The organism is Streptomyces sp. G5(2025) (genome assembly GCF_049542075.1).
GTDB lineage: Bacteria > Actinomycetota > Actinomycetes > Streptomycetales > Streptomycetaceae > Streptomyces.
In genome coordinates, this window is record NZ_JBMUZT010000006.1 from 2,378,422 (window position 1) to 2,396,591 (window position 18,170).

At 73.3% G+C, this 18,170-nt stretch carries 17 protein-coding genes; 12 read left to right on the plus strand and 5 right to left on the minus strand.

What is annotated here, in order from left to right:
- Positions 1-29: 29 nt before the first annotated feature.
- Positions 30-683: an NADPH-dependent FMN reductase gene (locus ACOBQB_RS21625; RefSeq protein ID WP_423593799.1), complete on the minus strand. Its 654-nt coding sequence runs from the start codon at positions 681-683 to the stop codon at positions 30-32.
- 63 nt (positions 684-746) lie between these two features.
- On the opposite strand from ACOBQB_RS21625, the gene soxR reads away from it, so the two are divergent.
- The 4 genes from soxR (at position 747) to ACOBQB_RS21645 (ending at position 3,836) form a co-directional block, all read left to right on the plus strand.
- On the plus strand, positions 747-1,307 hold the full coding sequence (gene soxR / locus ACOBQB_RS21630; RefSeq protein WP_423593800.1) for a redox-sensitive transcriptional activator SoxR: 561 nt from the start codon (positions 747-749) through the stop codon (positions 1,305-1,307).
- The gene (locus tag ACOBQB_RS21635) at positions 1,304-2,188 is read left to right on the plus strand and encodes an aminotransferase class IV (RefSeq protein WP_423593801.1); all 885 of its coding nucleotides are present in this window, start codon (positions 1,304-1,306) and stop codon (positions 2,186-2,188) included. Before soxR ends, ACOBQB_RS21635 begins: the two co-directional genes overlap by 4 nt.
- 271 nt (positions 2,189-2,459) lie before the next feature.
- Positions 2,460-3,071 carry a hypothetical protein gene (locus tag ACOBQB_RS21640; protein WP_423593802.1) on the plus strand — a complete coding sequence of 204 codons (612 nt, stop codon included), beginning with the start codon at positions 2,460-2,462 and terminating at the stop codon, positions 3,069-3,071.
- Between the two features lie 117 nt (positions 3,072-3,188).
- Positions 3,189-3,836, plus strand: a complete 648-nt coding sequence (locus ACOBQB_RS21645) for a class F sortase (protein ID WP_423593803.1) — start codon at positions 3,189-3,191, stop codon at positions 3,834-3,836.
- 19 nt (positions 3,837-3,855) lie between these two features.
- Here the strand turns inward: ACOBQB_RS21645 and ACOBQB_RS21650 are convergent, their stop codons facing one another.
- The gene (locus ACOBQB_RS21650) at positions 3,856-4,638 is read right to left on the minus strand and encodes a sulfite exporter TauE/SafE family protein (protein WP_423593804.1); all 783 of its coding nucleotides are present in this window, start codon (positions 4,636-4,638) and stop codon (positions 3,856-3,858) included.
- 256 nt (positions 4,639-4,894) lie between these two features.
- On the opposite strand from ACOBQB_RS21650, the gene ACOBQB_RS21655 reads away from it, so the two are divergent.
- The 5 genes from ACOBQB_RS21655 (at position 4,895) to ACOBQB_RS21675 (ending at position 10,625) form a co-directional block, all read left to right on the plus strand.
- On the plus strand, positions 4,895-6,187 hold the full coding sequence (locus tag ACOBQB_RS21655; protein WP_423593805.1) for an NAD(P)/FAD-dependent oxidoreductase: 1,293 nt from the start codon (positions 4,895-4,897) through the stop codon (positions 6,185-6,187).
- A gap of 1 nt (position 6,188) precedes the next feature.
- On the plus strand, positions 6,189-8,771 hold the full coding sequence (gene nirB, locus ACOBQB_RS21660; RefSeq protein WP_423593806.1) for a nitrite reductase large subunit NirB: 2,583 nt from the start codon (positions 6,189-6,191) through the stop codon (positions 8,769-8,771).
- Positions 8,768-9,106, plus strand: a complete 339-nt coding sequence (gene nirD / locus ACOBQB_RS21665) for a nitrite reductase small subunit NirD (RefSeq protein WP_423593807.1) — start codon at positions 8,768-8,770, stop codon at positions 9,104-9,106. Before nirB ends, nirD begins: the two co-directional genes overlap by 4 nt.
- 57 nt (positions 9,107-9,163) lie before the next feature.
- Positions 9,164-9,748: a TetR/AcrR family transcriptional regulator gene (locus ACOBQB_RS21670; protein ID WP_423593808.1), complete on the plus strand. Its 585-nt coding sequence runs from the start codon at positions 9,164-9,166 to the stop codon at positions 9,746-9,748.
- A 103-nt stretch (positions 9,749-9,851) separates the two neighbouring features.
- Positions 9,852-10,625 (plus strand): SDR family NAD(P)-dependent oxidoreductase, encoded by a 774-nt coding sequence (locus ACOBQB_RS21675; RefSeq protein ID WP_423593809.1) that lies wholly within the window; start codon positions 9,852-9,854, stop codon positions 10,623-10,625.
- Positions 10,626-10,727: 102 nt separating this feature from the next.
- Here ACOBQB_RS21675 and ACOBQB_RS21680 read toward each other — a convergent pair whose 3' ends face one another.
- Positions 10,728-11,276 carry a hypothetical protein gene (locus ACOBQB_RS21680; protein ID WP_423593810.1) on the minus strand — a complete coding sequence of 183 codons (549 nt, stop codon included), beginning with the start codon at positions 11,274-11,276 and terminating at the stop codon, positions 10,728-10,730.
- 226 nt (positions 11,277-11,502) lie between these two features.
- Between ACOBQB_RS21680 and ACOBQB_RS21685 the strand changes: the two genes are divergently transcribed.
- From ACOBQB_RS21685 to ACOBQB_RS21695, 3 genes are read left to right on the plus strand one after another with little or no spacing between them, the layout of a single operon-like run.
- Positions 11,503-12,759 (plus strand): ABC transporter substrate-binding protein, encoded by a 1,257-nt coding sequence (locus ACOBQB_RS21685; RefSeq protein WP_423593811.1) that lies wholly within the window; start codon positions 11,503-11,505, stop codon positions 12,757-12,759.
- Positions 12,756-13,694 (plus strand): carbohydrate ABC transporter permease, encoded by a 939-nt coding sequence (locus ACOBQB_RS21690; RefSeq protein ID WP_423593812.1) that lies wholly within the window; start codon positions 12,756-12,758, stop codon positions 13,692-13,694. The genes ACOBQB_RS21685 and ACOBQB_RS21690 overlap by 4 nt, the downstream gene beginning before the upstream one ends.
- 20 nt (positions 13,695-13,714) lie before the next feature.
- The gene (locus ACOBQB_RS21695; protein WP_423598654.1) at positions 13,715-14,551 is read left to right on the plus strand and encodes a carbohydrate ABC transporter permease; all 837 of its coding nucleotides are present in this window, start codon (positions 13,715-13,717) and stop codon (positions 14,549-14,551) included.
- A gap of 37 nt (positions 14,552-14,588) precedes the next feature.
- Here the strand turns inward: ACOBQB_RS21695 and ACOBQB_RS21700 are convergent, their stop codons facing one another.
- Together ACOBQB_RS21700 and ACOBQB_RS21705 are read right to left on the minus strand one after the other, a co-directional pair.
- A complete protein-coding gene (locus ACOBQB_RS21700; RefSeq protein ID WP_423593813.1) occupies positions 14,589-16,571 on the minus strand; it encodes a glycogen debranching N-terminal domain-containing protein in 1,983 nt (660 codons plus the stop codon).
- The gene (locus tag ACOBQB_RS21705) at positions 16,564-18,081 is read right to left on the minus strand and encodes an MGH1-like glycoside hydrolase domain-containing protein (protein ID WP_423593814.1); all 1,518 of its coding nucleotides are present in this window, start codon (positions 18,079-18,081) and stop codon (positions 16,564-16,566) included. The genes ACOBQB_RS21700 and ACOBQB_RS21705 overlap by 8 nt, the downstream gene beginning before the upstream one ends.
- Between the last annotated feature and the right edge of the window lie 89 nt (positions 18,082-18,170).

The window sequence follows — 18,170 nt, forward strand, 5'->3', positions numbered from 1 at the left end:
TCCAAGCGGCCGTCAGCCCCCCCCGGCTCCTAACTCCCGTACGGCCGCGCCGCCTTGGCGCCCCGCAGGGCCCAGCCCCACCAGGACAGCTGGTCGAGCATGGCCTTGGCGGCGGCGTCGGCGCCCGCCGGATCGCGGTGGTTGCCGGCGTCGTCGAAGAGCGCGCCGGCGTTGTGGAAGGAGACGGTGTCGCGGATGGTGACCGTGTGCAGCTCGGCGAAGACCGGACGCAGGTGCTCGACCGCGCGCAGGCCTCCGGAGAGCCCGCCGTAGGAGACGAAGGCGACGGGCTTGGCCTCCCACTCGGCCTTGTGCCAGTCGATGACGCTCTTCAGGGACGCCGGGTAGGAGTGGTTGTACTCGGGAGTGAGGACGACGAACGCGTCGGCGGCGGCCAGCTTCGGGGTGACCTTGGCGAGTTCGGCTGCCACGGGGGCGGACGGGTCGAAGGACAGGGAGGTCGGCAGGTCGACCTCGGCGAGGTCGACGACGTCGACGGAGAGGTCGGATCGTTCGCGGACCCGGGCGAGCAGCCACTCCGCGACGATCGGCCCGAAGCGGCCCTCGCGGTTGCTGCCGACGATCACGACGACGCGCAGCGGCGCGTTCGCCTCCCGGGCTGCGGCCTCAGAGGCGGAGGCGGGGGTGGAGGACGGGAACTGGGGGGACGTGGTCTCAGTCATGGACCAAGCCTCTTAGTTAAACCATGGTTCAGGTCAAGTGCTCCCGGTGACTAACCTGTCCGCATGACCGCGCATCTCGCACCGGACGCCAAAGAAGCCACCGTCGGAGAGCTCGCCGCACGCAGCGGAGTCGCCCCGTCCGCCCTGCGGTTCTACGAACGCGAGGGGCTCATCACGTCCCGCCGCACCTCGGGGAACCAGCGCCGCTACAGCCGCGACACGCTGCGCAGGGTCGCCTTCATCCGCACCTCGCAGCGGCTCGGCATCCCGCTCGCCACCATCCGTGAGGTGCTCGGCCTGCTGCCCGAGGACCGCACGCCGACCCGCGAGGACTGGGCGAGGATCTCCGCGTGCTGGCGCGCGGACCTCGACGACCGCATCCGCACCCTCCAGCGGCTGCGCGACAACCTCACCGACTGCATCGGCTGCGGCTGCCTCTCGCTCGCCAAGTGCGCGCTGACCAACCCGTGGGACGAGTTGGGTGAGGAGGGCCCCGGGCCGCGGCGCCTGCTGGACGACAAGGACCCGTGCGCCGACGGCACCGACGGCACTGGCGGCACTGGCGGCACTGGCGGCATCGGCGGGGACCGCGTGGGCGCGATGACACCTCAGGTCGCCCCGTGACAAGCTCCGCGCTGGTGCAGCGCATCGAGATCGACGGGCGTCCCGCCACCGCGGAGAGCCTCCGGTGGCCCGCCCTCGTCAACACCGGGCACTTCACCGCGATGCAGGTCAGGGGCGGCAAGATGCGCGGCATCGACCGCCACCTGGCCCGGCTCGACGCGGCGACGCGCGAACTCTTCGGGCACGAGCTGGACGGCGAGCGGGTGCGCGCCCTCATCCGGCACATCCTGCGCGGCGACCCCGAGGGCCCCAAGGGCCCTGTCAGCCCCGACGGTCCCGACGGTCCCGACGGCCCCAATGGTTCCGGCGACGTCATCGACGACGCCTCCGTGCGGGTCCACGTCCACGCCCCCGGCGGCGAACCGTCCCTGATGGTCACCGTGCGGCCGCCCACCGTACTGGCCGCCGCCCTGGCGGACCGCGCGCAGTCGCTGATGTCCGTGCCGTACCAGCGGCCTTTCGCCCACATCAAGCACCTGGGCGGCTTCGCGCAGGCCCGGTACGGCGAGCTGGCGCGGCGCGCGGGCTTCGACGACGCGCTGCTCACCGGCCCCGGCGGGGAGATCAGCGAGGGCGCCGTCACGAACATCGCCTTCTACGAGAGCACGCGGGACGGCACGCGGATCGTGTGGCCGGACGCGCCCCACCTGGCCGGCGTCACGATGCAGCTGATCGAGGCGCGCCTGCCCGCCGCCGGGCTGCCCACGCGGCACGCGCCCGTCACCCTCGCGGACCTCCCGTCGTACACGGGGGCGTTCGTGACGAACGCGTGGGGGGTCAGTCCGGTGCGGCGCATCGACTCGGTCGCGTTCGAGATCGACGAGAAGCTGATGGCGACGGTGGCCGGGATCTACGAGGAGGTTCCCTGGGACACGATCTGAGCGCGCCGCCGCGTCGGCGAACGCCTGGGGGTCACCCATTCACAGGCGCCGAGCACGTTCTTCGGAATCACGCCACCGAAACGCCGGTGACCTGCTGGAACTCTTCCGCCGAAGCTCCGGGGTTCCCCCATACGGCGGCTTTCTGATGTCACATCGGGAGGCGTGCGCCGCCGAGTGCCACTTACCTCGGTACAGCGGGGCTCGACCGACGCAGCGGCACTTGGGGGTGCCGCGGGGCGCGTCCCGCGAAGGCCTCGGAGGAACGAGCACCATGCGCAACGCCCGCCTGCTGTCCGGTACCGCGCTCGCCGTAGCGACGGCGGGCGCCCTGGCCGCCCCCGCGACCGCTGTCCCCGCAGCCGTCCCCGCGACCGCTGTCCCCGCGGCCACCGTCCCCGCCGTCGCCGCCGTCCCCGTCGGCGGGCTGGAGATCCAGCCCGCCACCGTCACCCCCGGTTCGGCCGTCACCGTGAGCACCACCGCCTGCGGCTCCGGCGGGACCGCGGCCGGCGACGCCAGTGCCGTCGGGGCGGGCACCTTCACCCTGGCACCCGGCAAGCGCCCCGAGGACGCGGTCGGACGGTTCGAGGTGCCACCGTCCGCGCAGCCGGGTACGTACGAGATCGTCGCGAAGTGCTCCGGTGCCGGAGGCGCCGGCGTGAAGAACAAGCAGGTGGCGGGCGATCTAGTGGTGACGATCACCTCCACCGCGGCCGCCGCGGAGCAGCCGCGGCCGCACCCGAGGGGACACGTGAAGACGGGGGTCGGCGGCGCGCTCGGTCCCGACCCCGTGCAGACCGCGGCGGGAGTGGCGGCCCTGGCCGTCGCCGCCGCGGGCGGTACCTGGCTCCTGCATCGCCGGGCGAGAGGCGACAGGATCTGACGGACACCCTCCGCTGTCCACCGGTACCGCCACCCCCGCCCTCTCCCGGCCTGTGTCCCCTCGTGGGCCGGGAGAGGGACGAGGGTCCGGCCCGACCGACCCCGAGGGGGACGCCGTATGCGCAACAGGACCGGCAACACCGTCATAGCGACCGTCAGTCTCGTGGCGCTGTGCTCCGGCGCGTGGCTGCTGAGCAGCGGCACCGCCTCGCACCCGCCGCCCCAGCCCTCCGCCGCGCAGGCCGCCCCGAGCCCGCCCGGCCTTCACCGGCCCCCCGACCCCGGCACCGGCACCGGCACCGCCGCGCTGCCGCCGTCCCCGCCCGATCGCGTGCGGATCCCCGCGATCGGCGTCGACGCACCCCTGATGGGGCTCGGCCTGACCCCTACGGGCAGCCTCGACGTGCCGCCGCCCGGACGGAAGAACCTGGCCGGCTGGTACGAGGCGGGCACCACGCCCGGCGAGCGGGGCACCGCGATCGTGGCGGGCCACGTCGACAACAAGGAGGGCCCGGCCGTCTTCTACGAGCTGGGCGCGCTGAGCAGGGGCCGCACCATCGAGGTCGAGCGCAGGGACGGCAGCGTCGCTGTCTTCACGGTCCATGCGAACGAGGTGTACGACGCCAAGGACTTCCCCGACGAGAAGGTGTACGGCGCGGCCGCGCGGCCCGAGCTGCGGGTCATCACCTGTGGCGGCAAGTACTCGAAGCAGACCGGCTACCAGGGCAACGTGGTGGTCTTCGCGCACCTGACGGCGGTGCGCTGAGCCGGGGCAGGCCAGCGCGTCACGCCACCCACTGTTCGTAGGCCATCTTCACCACGAGCCCGAAGACGGTGGTCAGCAGCACGACGCGGACGAAACCGCTGCCCTTCTTCAATGCCGTGCGGGCGCCGAACATGCCGCCCGCGAGGTTGAAGAGGGCCATCAGCGCGGCCAGTTGCCACAGGACGGCGCCCTGCCAGGCGAACATCGCGAGGGCACCGGCGTTGGTGCAGCAGTTGACGATCTTCGCGGTGGCGGAGGCGGCGACCAGATCGAGGTGGAGCACGGCGGTCAGGGCGAGCACGAGGAAGGTGCCCGTGCCGGGCCCGATCAGGCCGTCGTAGAAACCGATGCCGAGGCCCGCGAGGCCGATCGCGGCGAGGATGCGGCGCGGCGAGGCGGGCTCGGCGGAGGGCGCGGTGCCGAAGGCGGGCCGCAAAATCACGAAGGTGCCGACGGCGACGAGCACCACCATGATCACGGGTTTCAGTACGTCGGTGCTCATCCCGGCGGCGAAGAAGGCGCCGCCCATCGACCCGGCGAGCGCGGCGAGGCCGATCCGTACGGCGGTGGGCACATCGACGGGGGTCTTCTTCACGTAGGTCAGCGCGGCGCCGGTCGTGCCGACGATCGCCACGGCCTTGTTGGTGCCGAGGGCGTGCGCGGCCGGGGTACCGCCCGGCAGGCCGAGCAGGAGGGCGGGGAGCAGCAGCAGTCCGCCGCCGCCGACCACGGCGTCGATCCAGCCGGCCGCGAGGGCGGCGAGGCAGAGCACGACGACCGCGGTCATGGATATGTCAGGCATGATCGCGACCCTATGGAGGCGAGGCGCCGGCAGTCCACGAAAGACGGGGAGCCTTGAGCCTCTTCTGAGCTTCCACCCGCTCGCCCCTACGGCAACGACGCGACGCCGGGTGACGGGTGAGTGGGTGGGAGACGTCCGCCGCGTCCCGGCGGCACAGGCCCCTCACACCCACCCCCCGCGGACGCTGAGCGCACCGTTCCCCCGGAGAAACAACCCGGCCCCGGCCGGGAAACACCCGCCCCGCAGGCTGTCGAACATGACATCCACGGCAGTGGTGATCGGCACGGGCCTGGCCGGCGCCCGCGTAGCGCAGCGCCTCGGCGCCGAGGGCGCCGAAGGGCCCGAAGGCCCCGCAGGCACCCAGGGCCTCGGCACCGTACTCATCGGCGAGGAGGACCATGCCCCCTACAACCGCGTCCTCCTCGCGGAGGTCCTCGCGGGCCGGTACGGCGCGGACGTGATCGCCCTGCCGAAGCCGCCCGGCACCACCACCCTGCGCGCTCGCGCGGTCCGCGTCGACCGCGCGGAGCGCCGGGTCCACTGCGACGACGGCACCGTCGTCCCCTACGGCACCCTGATCCTCGCCACCGGCTCCAACCCGGTGCTGCCGCCCCTGCGCGGCCTGTTCGCGCCCGGCGCCCGTGAGCTGCCGGGCGGGGTGCACGCCTTCCGGACGATGGACGACTGCCTCGCCCTGGCCGCCGCCGTCACGCCCGGCGTCCGCGTCGTGGTCATCGGCGGGGGTCTCCTCGGCGTCTCGGCGGCCCGCGCGCTGGCCGAGCGGGGCGCGCAGGTCGTCCTGACGCAGCAGGCCGAGCGGCTCATGGAGCGCCAGCTCGACCCGGCCTCCTCGGAGCTGGTGCGGGCGCACCTGACGGGCCTCGGCGTCGAGGTGCACACCGAGTGCCGGGTGCGCGGGGTCGGCGTCACCGACGGGGCCGTGCGCAGCGTGGAGCTGGCCGACGGCTACGCGCTGGACACCGATCTGACGGTCCTCGCCTGCGGCGTCCGCCCCCGTACCGGTCTGGCGCTGGCCGCCGGGCTCGACGTACGCAAGGGCGTCGTCGTGGACGACCGGCTGCGCACCTCCGACCCGCACATCCGGGCCGTCGGTGACTGCGCGGAGCACGCGGGCCGCGTCTACGGCCTGGCGACGCCCGCCCTCGAACAGGCCGACGCGCTCGCCGACGACCTCCTCGGCCGCGGCGCCGCCCCCTACACCGGCAGCCGCATGCTCACCCGCCTCACCCTCGCGGGCCCGGGACCACTGGACCTGGCGGCGTTCGGCGACCCCGAGCCGCACCCCGACGACGACGTCATCCAGCTCGCCGACGCCACCCGCGGCACCTACCGCAAGGTCGTCGTCCGCGGCGACCGCCTGGTCGGCGGCGTCCTGCTCGGCGACCTGGCCTCGGTGGGCGCGCTCGCCCGCGCCTGGGAGGCGGACGACCCGCTGCCCGACGACGACAGCCCCCTGCTCCACCTGCTCACCCATCCCCAAGCTCTCGACTCCGTTCGAGCAGGGCAGACCCCCATCGGAGGCCGCTGACATGCCGACACCCCCGAACCCCGCACACACCCCGCGGGCCCCGCACCACCGCCCCACGATCGTGCTCGTCGGCCACGGCATGGTCGGCCAGCGCTTCCTGGAGGCCGCCGTCGAACGCGGTCTCGCCGCGAGCCACCGGATCGTGGTGCTCTGCGAGGAGCCGCGCCCCGCCTACGACCGCGTGCAGCTCACCTCATATTTCTCGGGCCGCACGCCCGACGAACTCTCCCTCACCGACCGGGCGTTCCTCGACGCACACGGCATCGAGCTGTACGTCGACGAGCCCGCCGACAGCTTCGACCGCGAGGCGAGGACGGTCACGGCCCGCTCGGGGCGTGTCGTCCCGTACGACACGCTGGTCCTGGCCACCGGTTCGTACCCCTTCGTGCCGCCCGTGCCGGGCAAGGACGCGACGGGCTGCTTCGTCTACCGCACCATCGAGGACCTCCTCGCCATCGAGGAGTACGCGAAGAAGCGCGCGACGACCGGCGCGGTGGTCGGCGGCGGTCTGCTCGGCCTGGAGGCGGCGGGCGCGCTGCGGGGCCTCGGACTGGCCACGCACGTCGTGGAGTTCGCACCCCGGCTGATGCCCGTGCAGGTCGACGAGGGCGGCGGCGCGGCGCTGCTGCGGACCATCACCGGCATGGGCCTGACCGTGCACACGGGCACCGGCACGCAGGAGATCGTGACGGGCGAGGACGGCGCGGTCACCGCCATGAAGCTCTCCGACGGCCAAGAACTCGCCACCGACCTGGTGGTGTTCTCCGCCGGTGTCCGCCCGCGCGACCAGCTCGCCCGCGCGCACGGCCTCACCGTCGGCGAGCGCGGCGGCATCACCGTCGACGAGCAGTGCCGCACCAGTGACCCGGACGTGTACGCGATCGGCGAGTGCGCGCAGGCCGTGGACGGCCGCGTGTACGGCCTGGTCGCGCCCGGCTACGAGATGGCGCAGACGGCCGCCGCCGCCATCGCCGCCGACCGTGAGGCGCGCTTCACGGGCGCCGACCTGTCGACCAAGCTGAAGCTCCTCGGCGTCGACGTCGCCTCCTTCGGCGACGCGCACGGGACGGCCGGGGGCTGTCTGGACGTCGTCTACTCCGACTCGCGGTCGGGCACGTACAAGAAGCTGGTGATGGGCGCGGGCGGCGAGCTGCTCGGCGGCATCCTCGTCGGTGACGCGGAGGCGTACGGACTGCTGCGTCCGCTCACCGGGACCGTGCCGCCGCTGCCGCCCGAGCAGCTGGTGCTGCCGGAGGGCGCGGGCGCCCCCGTCGCGCTGGGCCCGGAGTCGCTGCCGGGCTCGGCGGTGATCTGCAGCTGCCACAACGTCACGAAGGACGCCATCCAGGCCTGCGCCACGCTGCCCGAGGTGAAGAAGTGCACCAAGGCCGGTACGGGCTGCGGCAGTTGCGTGAAGGTCATCGGGCAGCTGCTTCCGCACTCCGGCGACAAGGGGCTGTGCGGCTGCTTCGGCCAGACCCGCCAGGAGCTGTACGAGATCGTCCGCGTCCTGCGGATCACGTCGTTCCGCGCGCTGCTCGACGGGCACGGGCGTGAGGCGGCGCGCGGCGGCGAGGGCTGCGAGGTGTGCAAGCCGGCGGTCGGCTCGATCATCGCCTCGCTGGCCCCGACGATCGGCGCCGAGGGCCATGTCCTGGACGGCGAGCAGGCCGCGCTCCAGGACACCAACGACCACTTCCTCGCCAACCTCCAGAAGAACGGCTCCTACTCGGTGGTCCCCCGCATCCCCGGCGGCGAGATCACCCCGGAGAAGCTCATCGTCATCGGCGAGGTGGCGCGGGACTTCGGCCTCTACACGAAGATCACCGGCGGCCAGCGTATCGACCTCTTCGGGGCCCGCGTCGAGCAACTGCCGATGATCTGGACACGGCTGGTGGACGCTGGCTTCGAGTCCGGGCACGCGTACGGCAAGGCGCTGCGCACGGTGAAGTCCTGCGTCGGGCAGACCTGGTGCCGCTACGGCGTGCAGGACTCCGTGCGCATGGCCATCGACCTGGAGCTGCGCTACCGCGGCCTGCGGGCGCCCCACAAGCTGAAGTCGGCGGTGTCCGGCTGCGCCCGTGAGTGCGCGGAGGCCCAGTCCAAGGACTTCGGCGTGATCGCCACGGCGAGCGGCTGGAACCTGTACGTGGGCGGCAACGGCGGCGCCACCCCGCGCCACGCCGACCTGCTCGCGCAGGACCTGGACGACGCGGAACTGGTGCGCCTGATCGACCGGTTCCTGATGTTCTACATCCGCACCGCCGACCGTCTGGAGCGCACCGCCGCCTGGCTGGAGCGGATCGACGGCGGCCTGGACCACGTACGGGATGTGGTCGTCCACGACTCGCTGGGCATCTGCGCCGAGCTGGAGGCGCTGATGGCCGACCACGTCACGCACTACCGCGACGAGTGGGCGGCCACCCTCGACGACCCGGAGCGGCTCGCGCGCTTCGTGTCCTTCGTGAACGCGCCGGGCGTGCCGGACCCGACGGTCGGCTTCGTCCCGGAGCGGGACCAGATCAAGCCGGACCTGCCCCTGCTCTCCCTCAGCCCCCGGCCCCTGGAAGGAGCCTCCCGATGAGCACCGCCCCCACGCGTGTCCAACTGCGCTACGCGGACGACTGGTTCGAGGTCTGTGAGCGCGCCCGGCTGACCCCGGGCCGGGGTCTTGCGGCCCTGCTGCCCGACGGCCGCCAGGCGGCGCTCTTCCTCGACCGCGAGGGGCGCGCGTACGCGATCGACAACCGCGATCCGTTCACGGGCGCCGCGGTGCTCTCGCGGGGCCTGCTCGGCTCGCAGGGCGGGCGGCCGTTCGTCGCCTCGCCGCTCCTCAAGCAGCGGTTCGACCTGGAGACGGGGCGGTGCCTGGACGACGACGAGGTGTCGGTGGCGGTGCATCCCGTACGCCTTGCTTGACCGGTCGTTCCAGAAAAACCTTGACCGATCGTTCCAGAAAGACATAGCGTCTCCCCTGTGGCCAGGACCAAGGAATTCGATCCGGACGCCGCGCTCCAGTCGGCCCTAGAGCTGTTCTGGCGGCGCGGCTACGAGGCGACGTCCATGGCGGACCTCGTCGAGGCGCTCGGCATCGGGCGCGCCAGCATCTACGCGACCTTCGGCAACAAGCACGACCTGTACCTGAAGGCCCTGGAGCGGTACGCCGAGATCCAGAACCCGCGACTGGTCGCCGACCTGTCCCGGCCCGGCCCCGCGCTGCCCGCGGTGCGCGAGGCCCTGCGCCGCTTCGCCGGTGAGGCCACGTCCGCCGAGTACCGGCACTGCGGCTGCTTCATCACCAACACCGCGGCCGAACTGGGCCCGCACGACGCCGCGGCCCAGCGCCACGTCGAGCGCAGCTGGGAGCACATCGAGACCCTGCTGCACTCCGCGCTCGTACGCGCCCGGGCGCAGGGCGAGCTGCCCGAGGACCGCGATCCGCTGACGCTCGCCCGGATGCTGCTCGTCCTGATGCAGGGCCTGCGCGTGGTCGGCAAGGCATCCGCGGACCCGGCGCGGGTGCGGGACGCGGTGGAGCAGGCGCTGACCCTCCTGGACTGACGGATCCCCACCTCCGGTCACACTTTCGCACGCCCTGATTTCACACGCCCCTGATTCCGCACGCCCTGATATTGAACCGAACGGTCAAGAAAAGAGTTGTGTCATGACACCAGTCACCCGCGCCCGCTTCACCGGCCGTACCGCCCTCGTCACCGGCGGCGGCTCCGGCCTCGGTCGCGCCATCGCCCGTGCGTTCGCCGCCGAGGGGGCGAACGTCGTCGTCGCCGGGCGCACCGAAGCCCCCCTGAAGGAGACCGTGGCCCTCATCGAGGCCACCGGCGGCACGGCGCTCGCGGTCACCGCCGACGTCTCCCGCTCGGCGGACATCACCGCTCTGCTCACCGCGACCGTGGACCGCTTCGGCTCACTGGACGTGGCCGTCAACAACGCGGGCGTCCTGCGGGCCGGGCCGTTCACCGAGCTGGCCGAGGAGGACTGGCGCACCATGCTCGACATCAACGTCACCGGCGTCCTGCTGGCCCTCCAGGCCGAGATCAAGCAGATGCGTACGCAGGCCGCGGGCGGCGCGATCGTCAACATCGCCTCGAACGTGGGCGCCCACCACAGCGTGCCGGGCGCGACCGCCTACGGGGCGACCAAGGCGGCGGTGACCGCGCTGAGCCGCGCGGCCGCCGCCGAGCACATCCGCGACGGGGTCCGCATCAACACCGTCAGCCCGGGGGCATCGGACACCTCCATGTCGCTGCGCGCCGGCGAGACCGACGCCGACCGCGCGGCGCGCATGAAGGAGGAGTCACCGCTGGGCCGGGTCTCGACGACGGAGGAGGTCGCCGCGGCCGTGCTGTACCTGGCGTCGGACGATTCCGCCCCTGTGGTCGGCACGGACCTGCTCATCGACGGCGGCGCATCGGCCTGAGCCGGCCCCATCGCGGGCGTACGCGATTCCACCACCGCCGGCGCGACCAAGCCGGGACCGTCCCTGGCGGTAGGCGCGTCCTTAAGGGCCGCTGGCCCCGCCCTACCGCAGCCCCGACGCCTCGAACACGCCGCGCGCCGCCGCCCCGTCGACCTGCTCGGTGAGCCGCCGCAGTTCGGCGTAGCCCGTCCTGAGCAGGCCCGCCTCCCGCGCGGCGCGGGCCCCCCGGTCAAGGCGGTGCAGCAGCAGCGGGTCGGCGAGGAGGATCCGGGGGTCGAGCTCGACGCGGTTGCCGAGCGAGTCGCACAGGACCAGGCGCGCGGCCACGCCCCCGCTGTACCGCACGGCGGTCAGCAGGCCGGTGCAGACGTGCCTGCGGCGGCCGAGCCCCTGGACGGCGAGCCAGCCGGGGCCCGTCGTCACCCGCGCGGGGTGCAGCACCACGTACAGCAGCGCGGCGAGCCCCCACCACAGGGCGCACCTGAGCGCGGTGAGCGTGCCGCTGACCAGGTCGAGGAGGACCACGAGCACCAGCAGGCCCAGCGCGCACAGGACGGCGGACCGCACCTGGGCCGTCCAGTTCCGGTCAGTCGTCACCGCGTCCGCCGCACCGGGCCGTGCAGCGCCCCGAATCGTCCTGTCGTGTCCCATGTGCGGCACCGTAAGACGCGCCGCGCCACCGCCACGCCGTTCTTGACGCCGCGCATACACCGGGGGTGAACACCTTGACGGAGCGCTGACGCGACGCGCGGCCCCCAGGCCGGCACTCGGCCGCGAGACCCTCTGTCGTAATCGCCGCGCATGGTTGATCGTTGGGCCGACACGTACAGGCACTCCCACATCACGTACTCCGACCTCACGCAGGGGGACGACCGCCATGACCATCAGCCGCAGGACACTGCTCGGGACCGGCGCGGCGCTCGGGCTGCTCACCGCGTGCGGTGCCAACACGGGCCGGGGCGGCGGCGGTTCGGGCGGCAGGGGCCCGCGGCTCGCGCAGTGGTACCACCAGTACGGCGAGGCGGGCACCGAGCAGGCCGTGAAGCGGTACGCCGCCGCGTACGAGAAAGCCGACGTCCAGGTGCAGTGGCGGCCCGGAAACTACGACGAGCAGACCGCCGCCGCCCTGCTCACCGACTCCGGGCCCGACGTCTTCGAGGTCAACGGCCCCTCCCTGGACCAGATCCGCAAAGGGCAGGTCGTCGACCTCACCGACCTCTTCGACGGCGTGCGGGACGACTTCAACCCGGTGGCGCTCGCCCCGAAGACGTACGACGGGAAGATCTGGGCGATCCCCCAGGTCGTCGACATGCACCTGCTCTACTACCGCAAGAGCCTGCTCGACGACGCGGGTGTCGAGCCGCCCCGCAGCATGGAGGCGCTGGTCGACGCGGCGAAGGCGCTGACGACGAAGAAGGTGAAGGGCCTCTTCCTCGGCAACGACGGCGGGGCGGGCGCCCTCGGCGTCACCCCGCTGTACGCGGCCGGTCTCTCCTGCGTCACGGAGGACGGCGAGGTCGGCTTCGACGACCCGGCCGCCGCCCGCGCGCTCGGCAGGCTGCGCCAGCTGTACGCCGACAAGTCGCTGCTGCTCGGCGCGCCCTCCGACTGGTCGGACCCGTCGGCGTTCACGCAGGAGCTGACCGCCATGCAGTGGTGCGGCCTGTGGGCGCTGCCGGCCGTACGCGAGGCCCTGGGCGACGACTTCGGTGTCCTCGCCCTGCCCGCCGAGGGCTCGGGCGGAAGGCCCGCGCTGCCCGTGGGGTCGTACGGCGCGGCGGTGAACGCCCGCAGCGACCACAAGAAGGAGGCGAAGGACTTCCTGAGGTGGCTGTGGATCGACAAGACGGAGTACCAGGAGGACTTCGCGCTCTCCTACGGCTTCCACATCCCGGCCCGGCTCTCCCTCGCGAAGAAGGCCGGCAAGCTGAAGGAGGGCCCGGCGGCGGACGCCGTGCGCTACTCCACCGCGTACGGCTACGCCGAGCCGCTGCTGTGGACACCGGCGAGCCGCGCCGCGTACCAGGACGCGCTGAGCCGGATCATCAAGTCGGGCGCGAACCCGCGGAGCGAGCTCAAGTCCGTCGTGCGCGAGGTGCGGGCGGAGCTGGCCCGGGCCGGGAAGAAGCCGTGAGGCGGGCGTTGGCGCCCCGGAAGCCGCTGGGCACCCAGAACCGCACGCTGTGGTTCTGGGTCTTCGTCGGCCCGTTCTTCCTCGGCCTGGTCCTCTTCACGTACGTACCGCTCGCCTGGAGCGTCTACCTCAGCTTCTTCGACGCCCACAACACGGTCTCGCCGACGGACTTCGTCGGCCTCGACAACTACACGGCGATGCTGCGCAACGAGGCGTTCACCGACAGCCTCGTCACCTTCGCGGTCTTCTCGGCGTTCATCGTGCCGACGACGTTCGTCCTGTCGCTGGCGCTCGCCCTGATGGTCAACCGCGCGCGGCGGGCGCAGGCGTTCTTCCGGTCGGTCTTCTTCCTGCCCGCCGCGTGCAGCTATGTCGTGGCGGCGCTGATCTGGAAGCTGTCGATCTTCAACGGCGTGCGGTTCGGGCTCGCCAACACCGTCCTCGGCTGGTTCGGCGCCGACCAGATCGCGTGGCTGTCGACGACACAGCCGCCCTGGTACTGGCTGGTCATCGTCACCGTGCGGCTCTGGCTCCAGGCGGGCTTCTACATGATCCTGTTCCTGGCGGGTCTGCAACGGATCTCCCCCACCCTCTACGAGGCGGCGGCGGTGGACGGGGCGCGGCCCGGCTGGCAGGTGCTGCGCCACATCACGCTCCCGCAGCTGCGCGCCACCTCGGTCGCGGTGACGCTGCTGCTGGTGATCAACGCCTTCCAGGCCTTCGACGAGTTCTACAACCTGCTCTCGGACTCCCAGGGTTATCCGCCCTACGCCCGCCCGCCGCTCGTCTACCTCTACTACACGGCGCTCGGGCAGGAGCAGAACCTCGGGTTCGGCAGCGCGGGCGCGGTGATCCTCGCGCTGATCATCGCGGTGGTGACGGTCGGCCAGGCGCGCTGGTTCGGCCTCGGCGGGAAGGAGGGCCGACAGCCGTGACGGCACCCGTGAAAAGGCCCGTGGACGACGCCCTGGTCCGGGTGGGCCGCGCCCTGCGCCTGGTCCTGCTGATCGCGCTCGCCCTGCTGTTCCTGATCCCCTTCTACCTCCTCGTCCGCAACGGCCTGGCGTCGGAGCGGGACATCACCTCCCCGGACTGGACGTTCTTCCCGTCCACCCTGCACTGGTCGAACATCGAAGAACTCTTCGACGACCCGACGGTGCCGATGGCGCGCGCTCTGCTCAACTCGACGCTGATCGCCGTCGCGACGACCCTCGGCACGGTCGGCCTCGCCTCGCTCGCCGGGTACGGCCTGGCGCGCATCCCCTACCGCCACGCCGACCGCGTGTTCTACGCGATCCTCGGCACGATGATGGTCCCGGCGGCCGTCACGTTCGTCCCCAGCTTCGTCCTGGTCTCGTCCCTGGGCTGGGTGTCGACCCTGCGCGGCCTGATCGTCCCGACCCTCTTCTCGGCCTTCGCGTGCTTCATCTTCCGGCAGTACTTCCTGGGCTTTCCCCGGGAGCTGGAGGACGCGGCCCGGGTGGACGGCCTCGGCCACTGGCGTACGTACTGGCGCGTGGTCGTCCCGAACTCCCGGCCCGTCTTCGCGGCCGTCGCCGTGATCGTGTTCATCGGCGCGTGGAACTCCTTCCTGTGGCCCCTGGTGATCGGCCAGGACCGGGAGGCGTGGACGGTCCAGGTGGCGCTGGCCACCTTCACCACGTCCCAGGTCATCCGCCTGCACGAACTGTTCGTCGCGGCGGCGGTCTCGATCGTGCCGCTGCTGGTGGTCTTCCTCTTCTTCCAGCGGTGGATCGTGGCGGGGGTGGAGAGGTCGGGGATCGACGACTGAGCCGGCCGCCCTTTGGCCCCCGGGCCGGTAACAGGCCCTACGCCCCGCCCACCGCCGTCAGCAACGCCAGCGGTGCCGCCGCCGACTTCGACTCCAGGGCACACGCGTGCGGGTACGGGACCGGCACCGGGTACGCCCCCTTGTCGTAGCCCGCGAGGACCTCCGGGAGGCGGCCGCCCGCCGTGGTGGCGGCACAGACCAGGCCGCGGGCCACCGTGCGCGCCTCTTCGTGGAGGCCGTAGCGCGCGAGGCCCAGCGCGATCAGGGCGTTGTCGTGCGGCCACACCGAACCCCGGTGGTAGGAGAGCGGATGGAACGCGGGCTGCCCGGCCGCGACCGTCCGTACGCCCCAGCCCGAGAAGAAGTCCGGCTCCAGGAGCCGCCGGCCCACCGCCTCGCCGTACTCCTTGTCGAGCAGCCCCGACCACAGCAGGTGCCCGGCGTCCGAGGCGAGCGCGTCGACCTGGTGGCCCTCGCCGTCGAGCGCGAGGGCCGGGAAGTTCCGCCCCGCCATCCAGAAGTCCCGCTGGAAGCGGTCCCGCAGGTCGGCCGCCGCCTGCGCGAGCAGGTCCGCGTACACGGGGTCGTCCCAGGCGGTCCGCGCCAGCCAGGCGGTGCGGACCAGGGCGTCGTACGCGTACCCCTGCGCGCCCGCGGCCATGACCGGCCCGCTGGCCCCGCTGCCGTCGGCGGAGCAGATCGCGCCGGGCGAGTCCTTCCAGTTCTGGTTGGCGAGGCCGCCCTGGTCCGCGCGGTAGACGAGGTAACCGCGCGAGGTGAGCCCGCCGTGGTCCAGCATCCAGCCGACGGCTGCGCGCGCGGCCGGTTCGAGGCGGCGGGCGAGCGCGGTGTCCCCCATGTGCTCGGTGTAGGCGCCGAGGAGCACCAGGAACAGCGGCGTCGCGTCGACCGAGCCGTAGTAGCGGCCGAACGGCACCTGCCCGAAGTGGGCGAGTTCACCGTGCCGCACCTCGTGGACGATCTTGCCGGGCTGGGCGACCGCGCCCCGGACGGCCTGGGTGGCCTGCGTCGCGGCGAGCGCGGGCAGCGTCGCCGCCGCCAGGTCCGGCACGTAGGGCAGGGCGAAGAGGGAGGTCAGCAGGGCGTCGCGGCCCAGCAGGGCGAGGAACCAGGGCACGCCCGCGCCCGGCACGCTCAGCGCCTCGCCGTCCGGGCCCGCCGCGGGGACCCTCAGCACCGCGAGGTCGGCGAGGCCGCGCGCGCAGGCGTCGGCGAGGGCGGGCCACCGGGTGGGCAGGGTGACGCCGGACGCGAAGCCGGCCTGGATGGACGCCAGTTGGTCCGCGGCGTCGGCGGGCGAGGCGGGCAGGTGGGGCTCGGCCTCGCCGTGCGGACACGCGGCGGCACGCAGTGCCACCTCGACCGTGTCGTGCGCGTCGAGCTCCAGCGTCCATACGAGGCGCCGCGCGCCGCCACCGGTCTCCTCGACGGCGTCCGGCGCGGGGTCGGCGGTCACCGTCGTCCGCGCCCGCCACTCGCCGCGCCGGTAGCCGAATTCGACGCCCCGCACGCCGCCCTCGCCGTCCTCGCCTTCCGTCGCCCGCCGGGTCCTGACGGCGCCCGGCTTCGCGTACGTGCGGTGATCGGCGCGCAGTTCGAACTGGTCGGTGAAGTCGGCGTCCACGGTCAGCGCGATCCGCACCCGCGTCGCTTCCGTACGGTTGCTCACGATCCGCAGACACTCCACGAACGCGCCGTCCGCCACGGCCTGTTCGCGCAGGAGCGTGTACGCGGGCGGCTCCTGGCGGCCCCCGCGCGGCACGAGCACGCAGCGCGCCGCGTCGGTGGCGGCCGCGGACATCTCGACCGGCGCGAGGACCTCGGGCACGGCCCCGTCGGCGGTCAGCTGCCAGCGGCTCAGATGCCGCGCGTCCCGTACGAACAGGCCGTCCGGTCCCGCGCCGCCGCCGCGCGCGCCGCCCACCCCGCTGATGTCGCCGCCCGCGCCGACGGCCGCGAAGGTCCGTCCCCGCACCAGCAGCCGATGCCGGTCACTCATGGTCCCACCCCTCTTCCGCGAACTCTCCCTCGGACGCCCGGCCGGACTCCCCCTCGGCCCCTTCGAAGAGCCCGTCCCGCCCCTCGTGCAGCAGGTCCAGCGTGAGCGCCGCCGTCCAGCCGAAGCCGCGCGCGCCGTATCCCTCGCCCGTGTACGGATCCACGTACTCCGCGAAGCCGGACGCGCCCGCCGCGTCGAGCATGGCCTCGCGCAGCCCGTCCGCCAGGCCGTCTTCGCCGTGCAGCCGAAGGCCCTTTCCCACGAGCCAGTTGACGTTGAACCACGCCGGTCCGCGCCAGTAGCGGCGACGGTCGAAGGCGGTCCCGGTCAGGTCGTGGCTCGGCACGAGCCGCGCCGTGCCGCCGAGCCCGAAGTGCGGGCCCCGGGCGGTGCGCACCAGGGCGGCGGCGACGCCGGGCGGCAGCGCGGGCAGCACGAGCGGGACCAGCCCGGTGACGCCCCGCTCGCCGATGAGTTCCCCGGAGCGCAGGTCGCGGCAGAGGAACAGTCCCCGGCCCGGATCCCACAGGCGTGCCACGAGGGTTCTCGTCAGGGCCCGGGCGCGGGCGCGGCGCTCGTGTGACCGGGCCGCCGCCCGGCCGCCCGACTCGGCCTCGATCAGAACGAGTGCGTACTCCGAGGCGATCAGCAGCGCGTTGAAGGCGGGGTCCTCGACGCGGAACGTGCCCACCGCGGCACCGGGGCCGATCACGTCGGGTCCGGTCGCGTCGGGGCCCGTCACATCGAGGCCCGTCACATCGGCGTACCCCCGGTCGCGGTAGTCCGCCGCGAGCCGCACATACCGTCCGTAGTCCGCGTCGGTCGGCCGGTCCTCGGGCACCCCGTGGTCCAGGTCGGCGCGGTGGAAGGCGCCCGGCGCGGCCGGTGCCACGCGGCTCAACGGGCCGTCCCAGCAGGGGCTGTTGTCCATGCCCTGCTCCCACGGGTGCAGCACGGCGGCCAGCCCCGCCCCGCCCGCGTCCCTGCTCTCCAGCAGATAGCGGTGCCAGGCGGCGAGGCGGGGGCGGAGGCGGGCGAGGAAGGAGCGGGCGCGGGACAGACCGGGGTCGGCGCGGTGCACGAGCCAGGCGGCGAGCGCGTGCACCGGCGGTTGCACGATGCCGGAGGTCTGCACGTCAGCGGGGGCTCCGGCCGCCCGCCCCGCCGTGGCCGAGCGCCAGAAGTCGGGGCCCGGGAAATAGGCACCCAGGGGGACGGCGTCGTTGAAGACGATGTGCGGGACGCGGCCGTCGCCCCACTGGGCGGACAGCAGCGTCTCCAGCTCCAACTGGGCCCGCAGCGGCGAGAGATGGCGCAGCCCGATCGCGATGAACGCGGAGTCCCACGACCACTGGTGCGGATAGAGCGCCCGGGACGGCACGGTCGAGGTCCCCGTCCAGTTCGCCCACAGCACCTCGGCGGCGCGCTCCCGCAACGGCTCCCGCGACGAGGCGGCGGCGCGCAGGGCGGCGCGGTGCGCGAGGGGCTGGGCGGTCGTGCTGCGGTCCACGCGGGTCTCCCGGAGGCCTTCGGCGTCTCGTCAGGACGTGTCGTCAGGACGCCCCGTCAGTTCGGTGGCGGACACCCTGGGGTTACGTC

Excerpts from the sequence above, each read along its gene's own strand:
- ACOBQB_RS21675 (WP_423593809.1), top strand. The coding sequence starts at position 9,852 with ATGACACCAGTCACCCGCGCCCGCTTCACCGGCCGTACCGCCCTCGTC.
- ACOBQB_RS21685 (WP_423593811.1), top strand. The coding sequence starts at position 11,503 with ATGACCATCAGCCGCAGGACACTGCTCGGGACCGGCGCGGCGCTCGGG.
- ACOBQB_RS21625 (WP_423593799.1), bottom strand. The coding sequence starts at position 683 with ATGACTGAGACCACGTCCCCCCAGTTCCCGTCCTCCACCCCCGCCTCC.
- ACOBQB_RS21700 (WP_423593813.1), bottom strand. The coding sequence starts at position 16,571 with ATGAGTGACCGGCATCGGCTGCTGGTGCGGGGACGGACCTTCGCGGCC.
- nirB (WP_423593806.1), top strand. The coding sequence starts at position 6,189 with ATGCCGACACCCCCGAACCCCGCACACACCCCGCGGGCCCCGCACCAC.
- ACOBQB_RS21645 (WP_423593803.1), top strand. The coding sequence starts at position 3,189 with ATGCGCAACAGGACCGGCAACACCGTCATAGCGACCGTCAGTCTCGTG.
- soxR (WP_423593800.1), top strand. The coding sequence starts at position 747 with ATGACCGCGCATCTCGCACCGGACGCCAAAGAAGCCACCGTCGGAGAG.
- ACOBQB_RS21680 (WP_423593810.1), bottom strand. The coding sequence starts at position 11,276 with ATGGGACACGACAGGACGATTCGGGGCGCTGCACGGCCCGGTGCGGCG.
- ACOBQB_RS21650 (WP_423593804.1), bottom strand. The coding sequence starts at position 4,638 with ATGCCTGACATATCCATGACCGCGGTCGTCGTGCTCTGCCTCGCCGCC.
- nirD (WP_423593807.1), top strand. The coding sequence starts at position 8,768 with ATGAGCACCGCCCCCACGCGTGTCCAACTGCGCTACGCGGACGACTGG.
- ACOBQB_RS21640 (WP_423593802.1), top strand. The coding sequence starts at position 2,460 with ATGCGCAACGCCCGCCTGCTGTCCGGTACCGCGCTCGCCGTAGCGACG.
- ACOBQB_RS21655 (WP_423593805.1), top strand. The coding sequence starts at position 4,895 with ATGACATCCACGGCAGTGGTGATCGGCACGGGCCTGGCCGGCGCCCGC.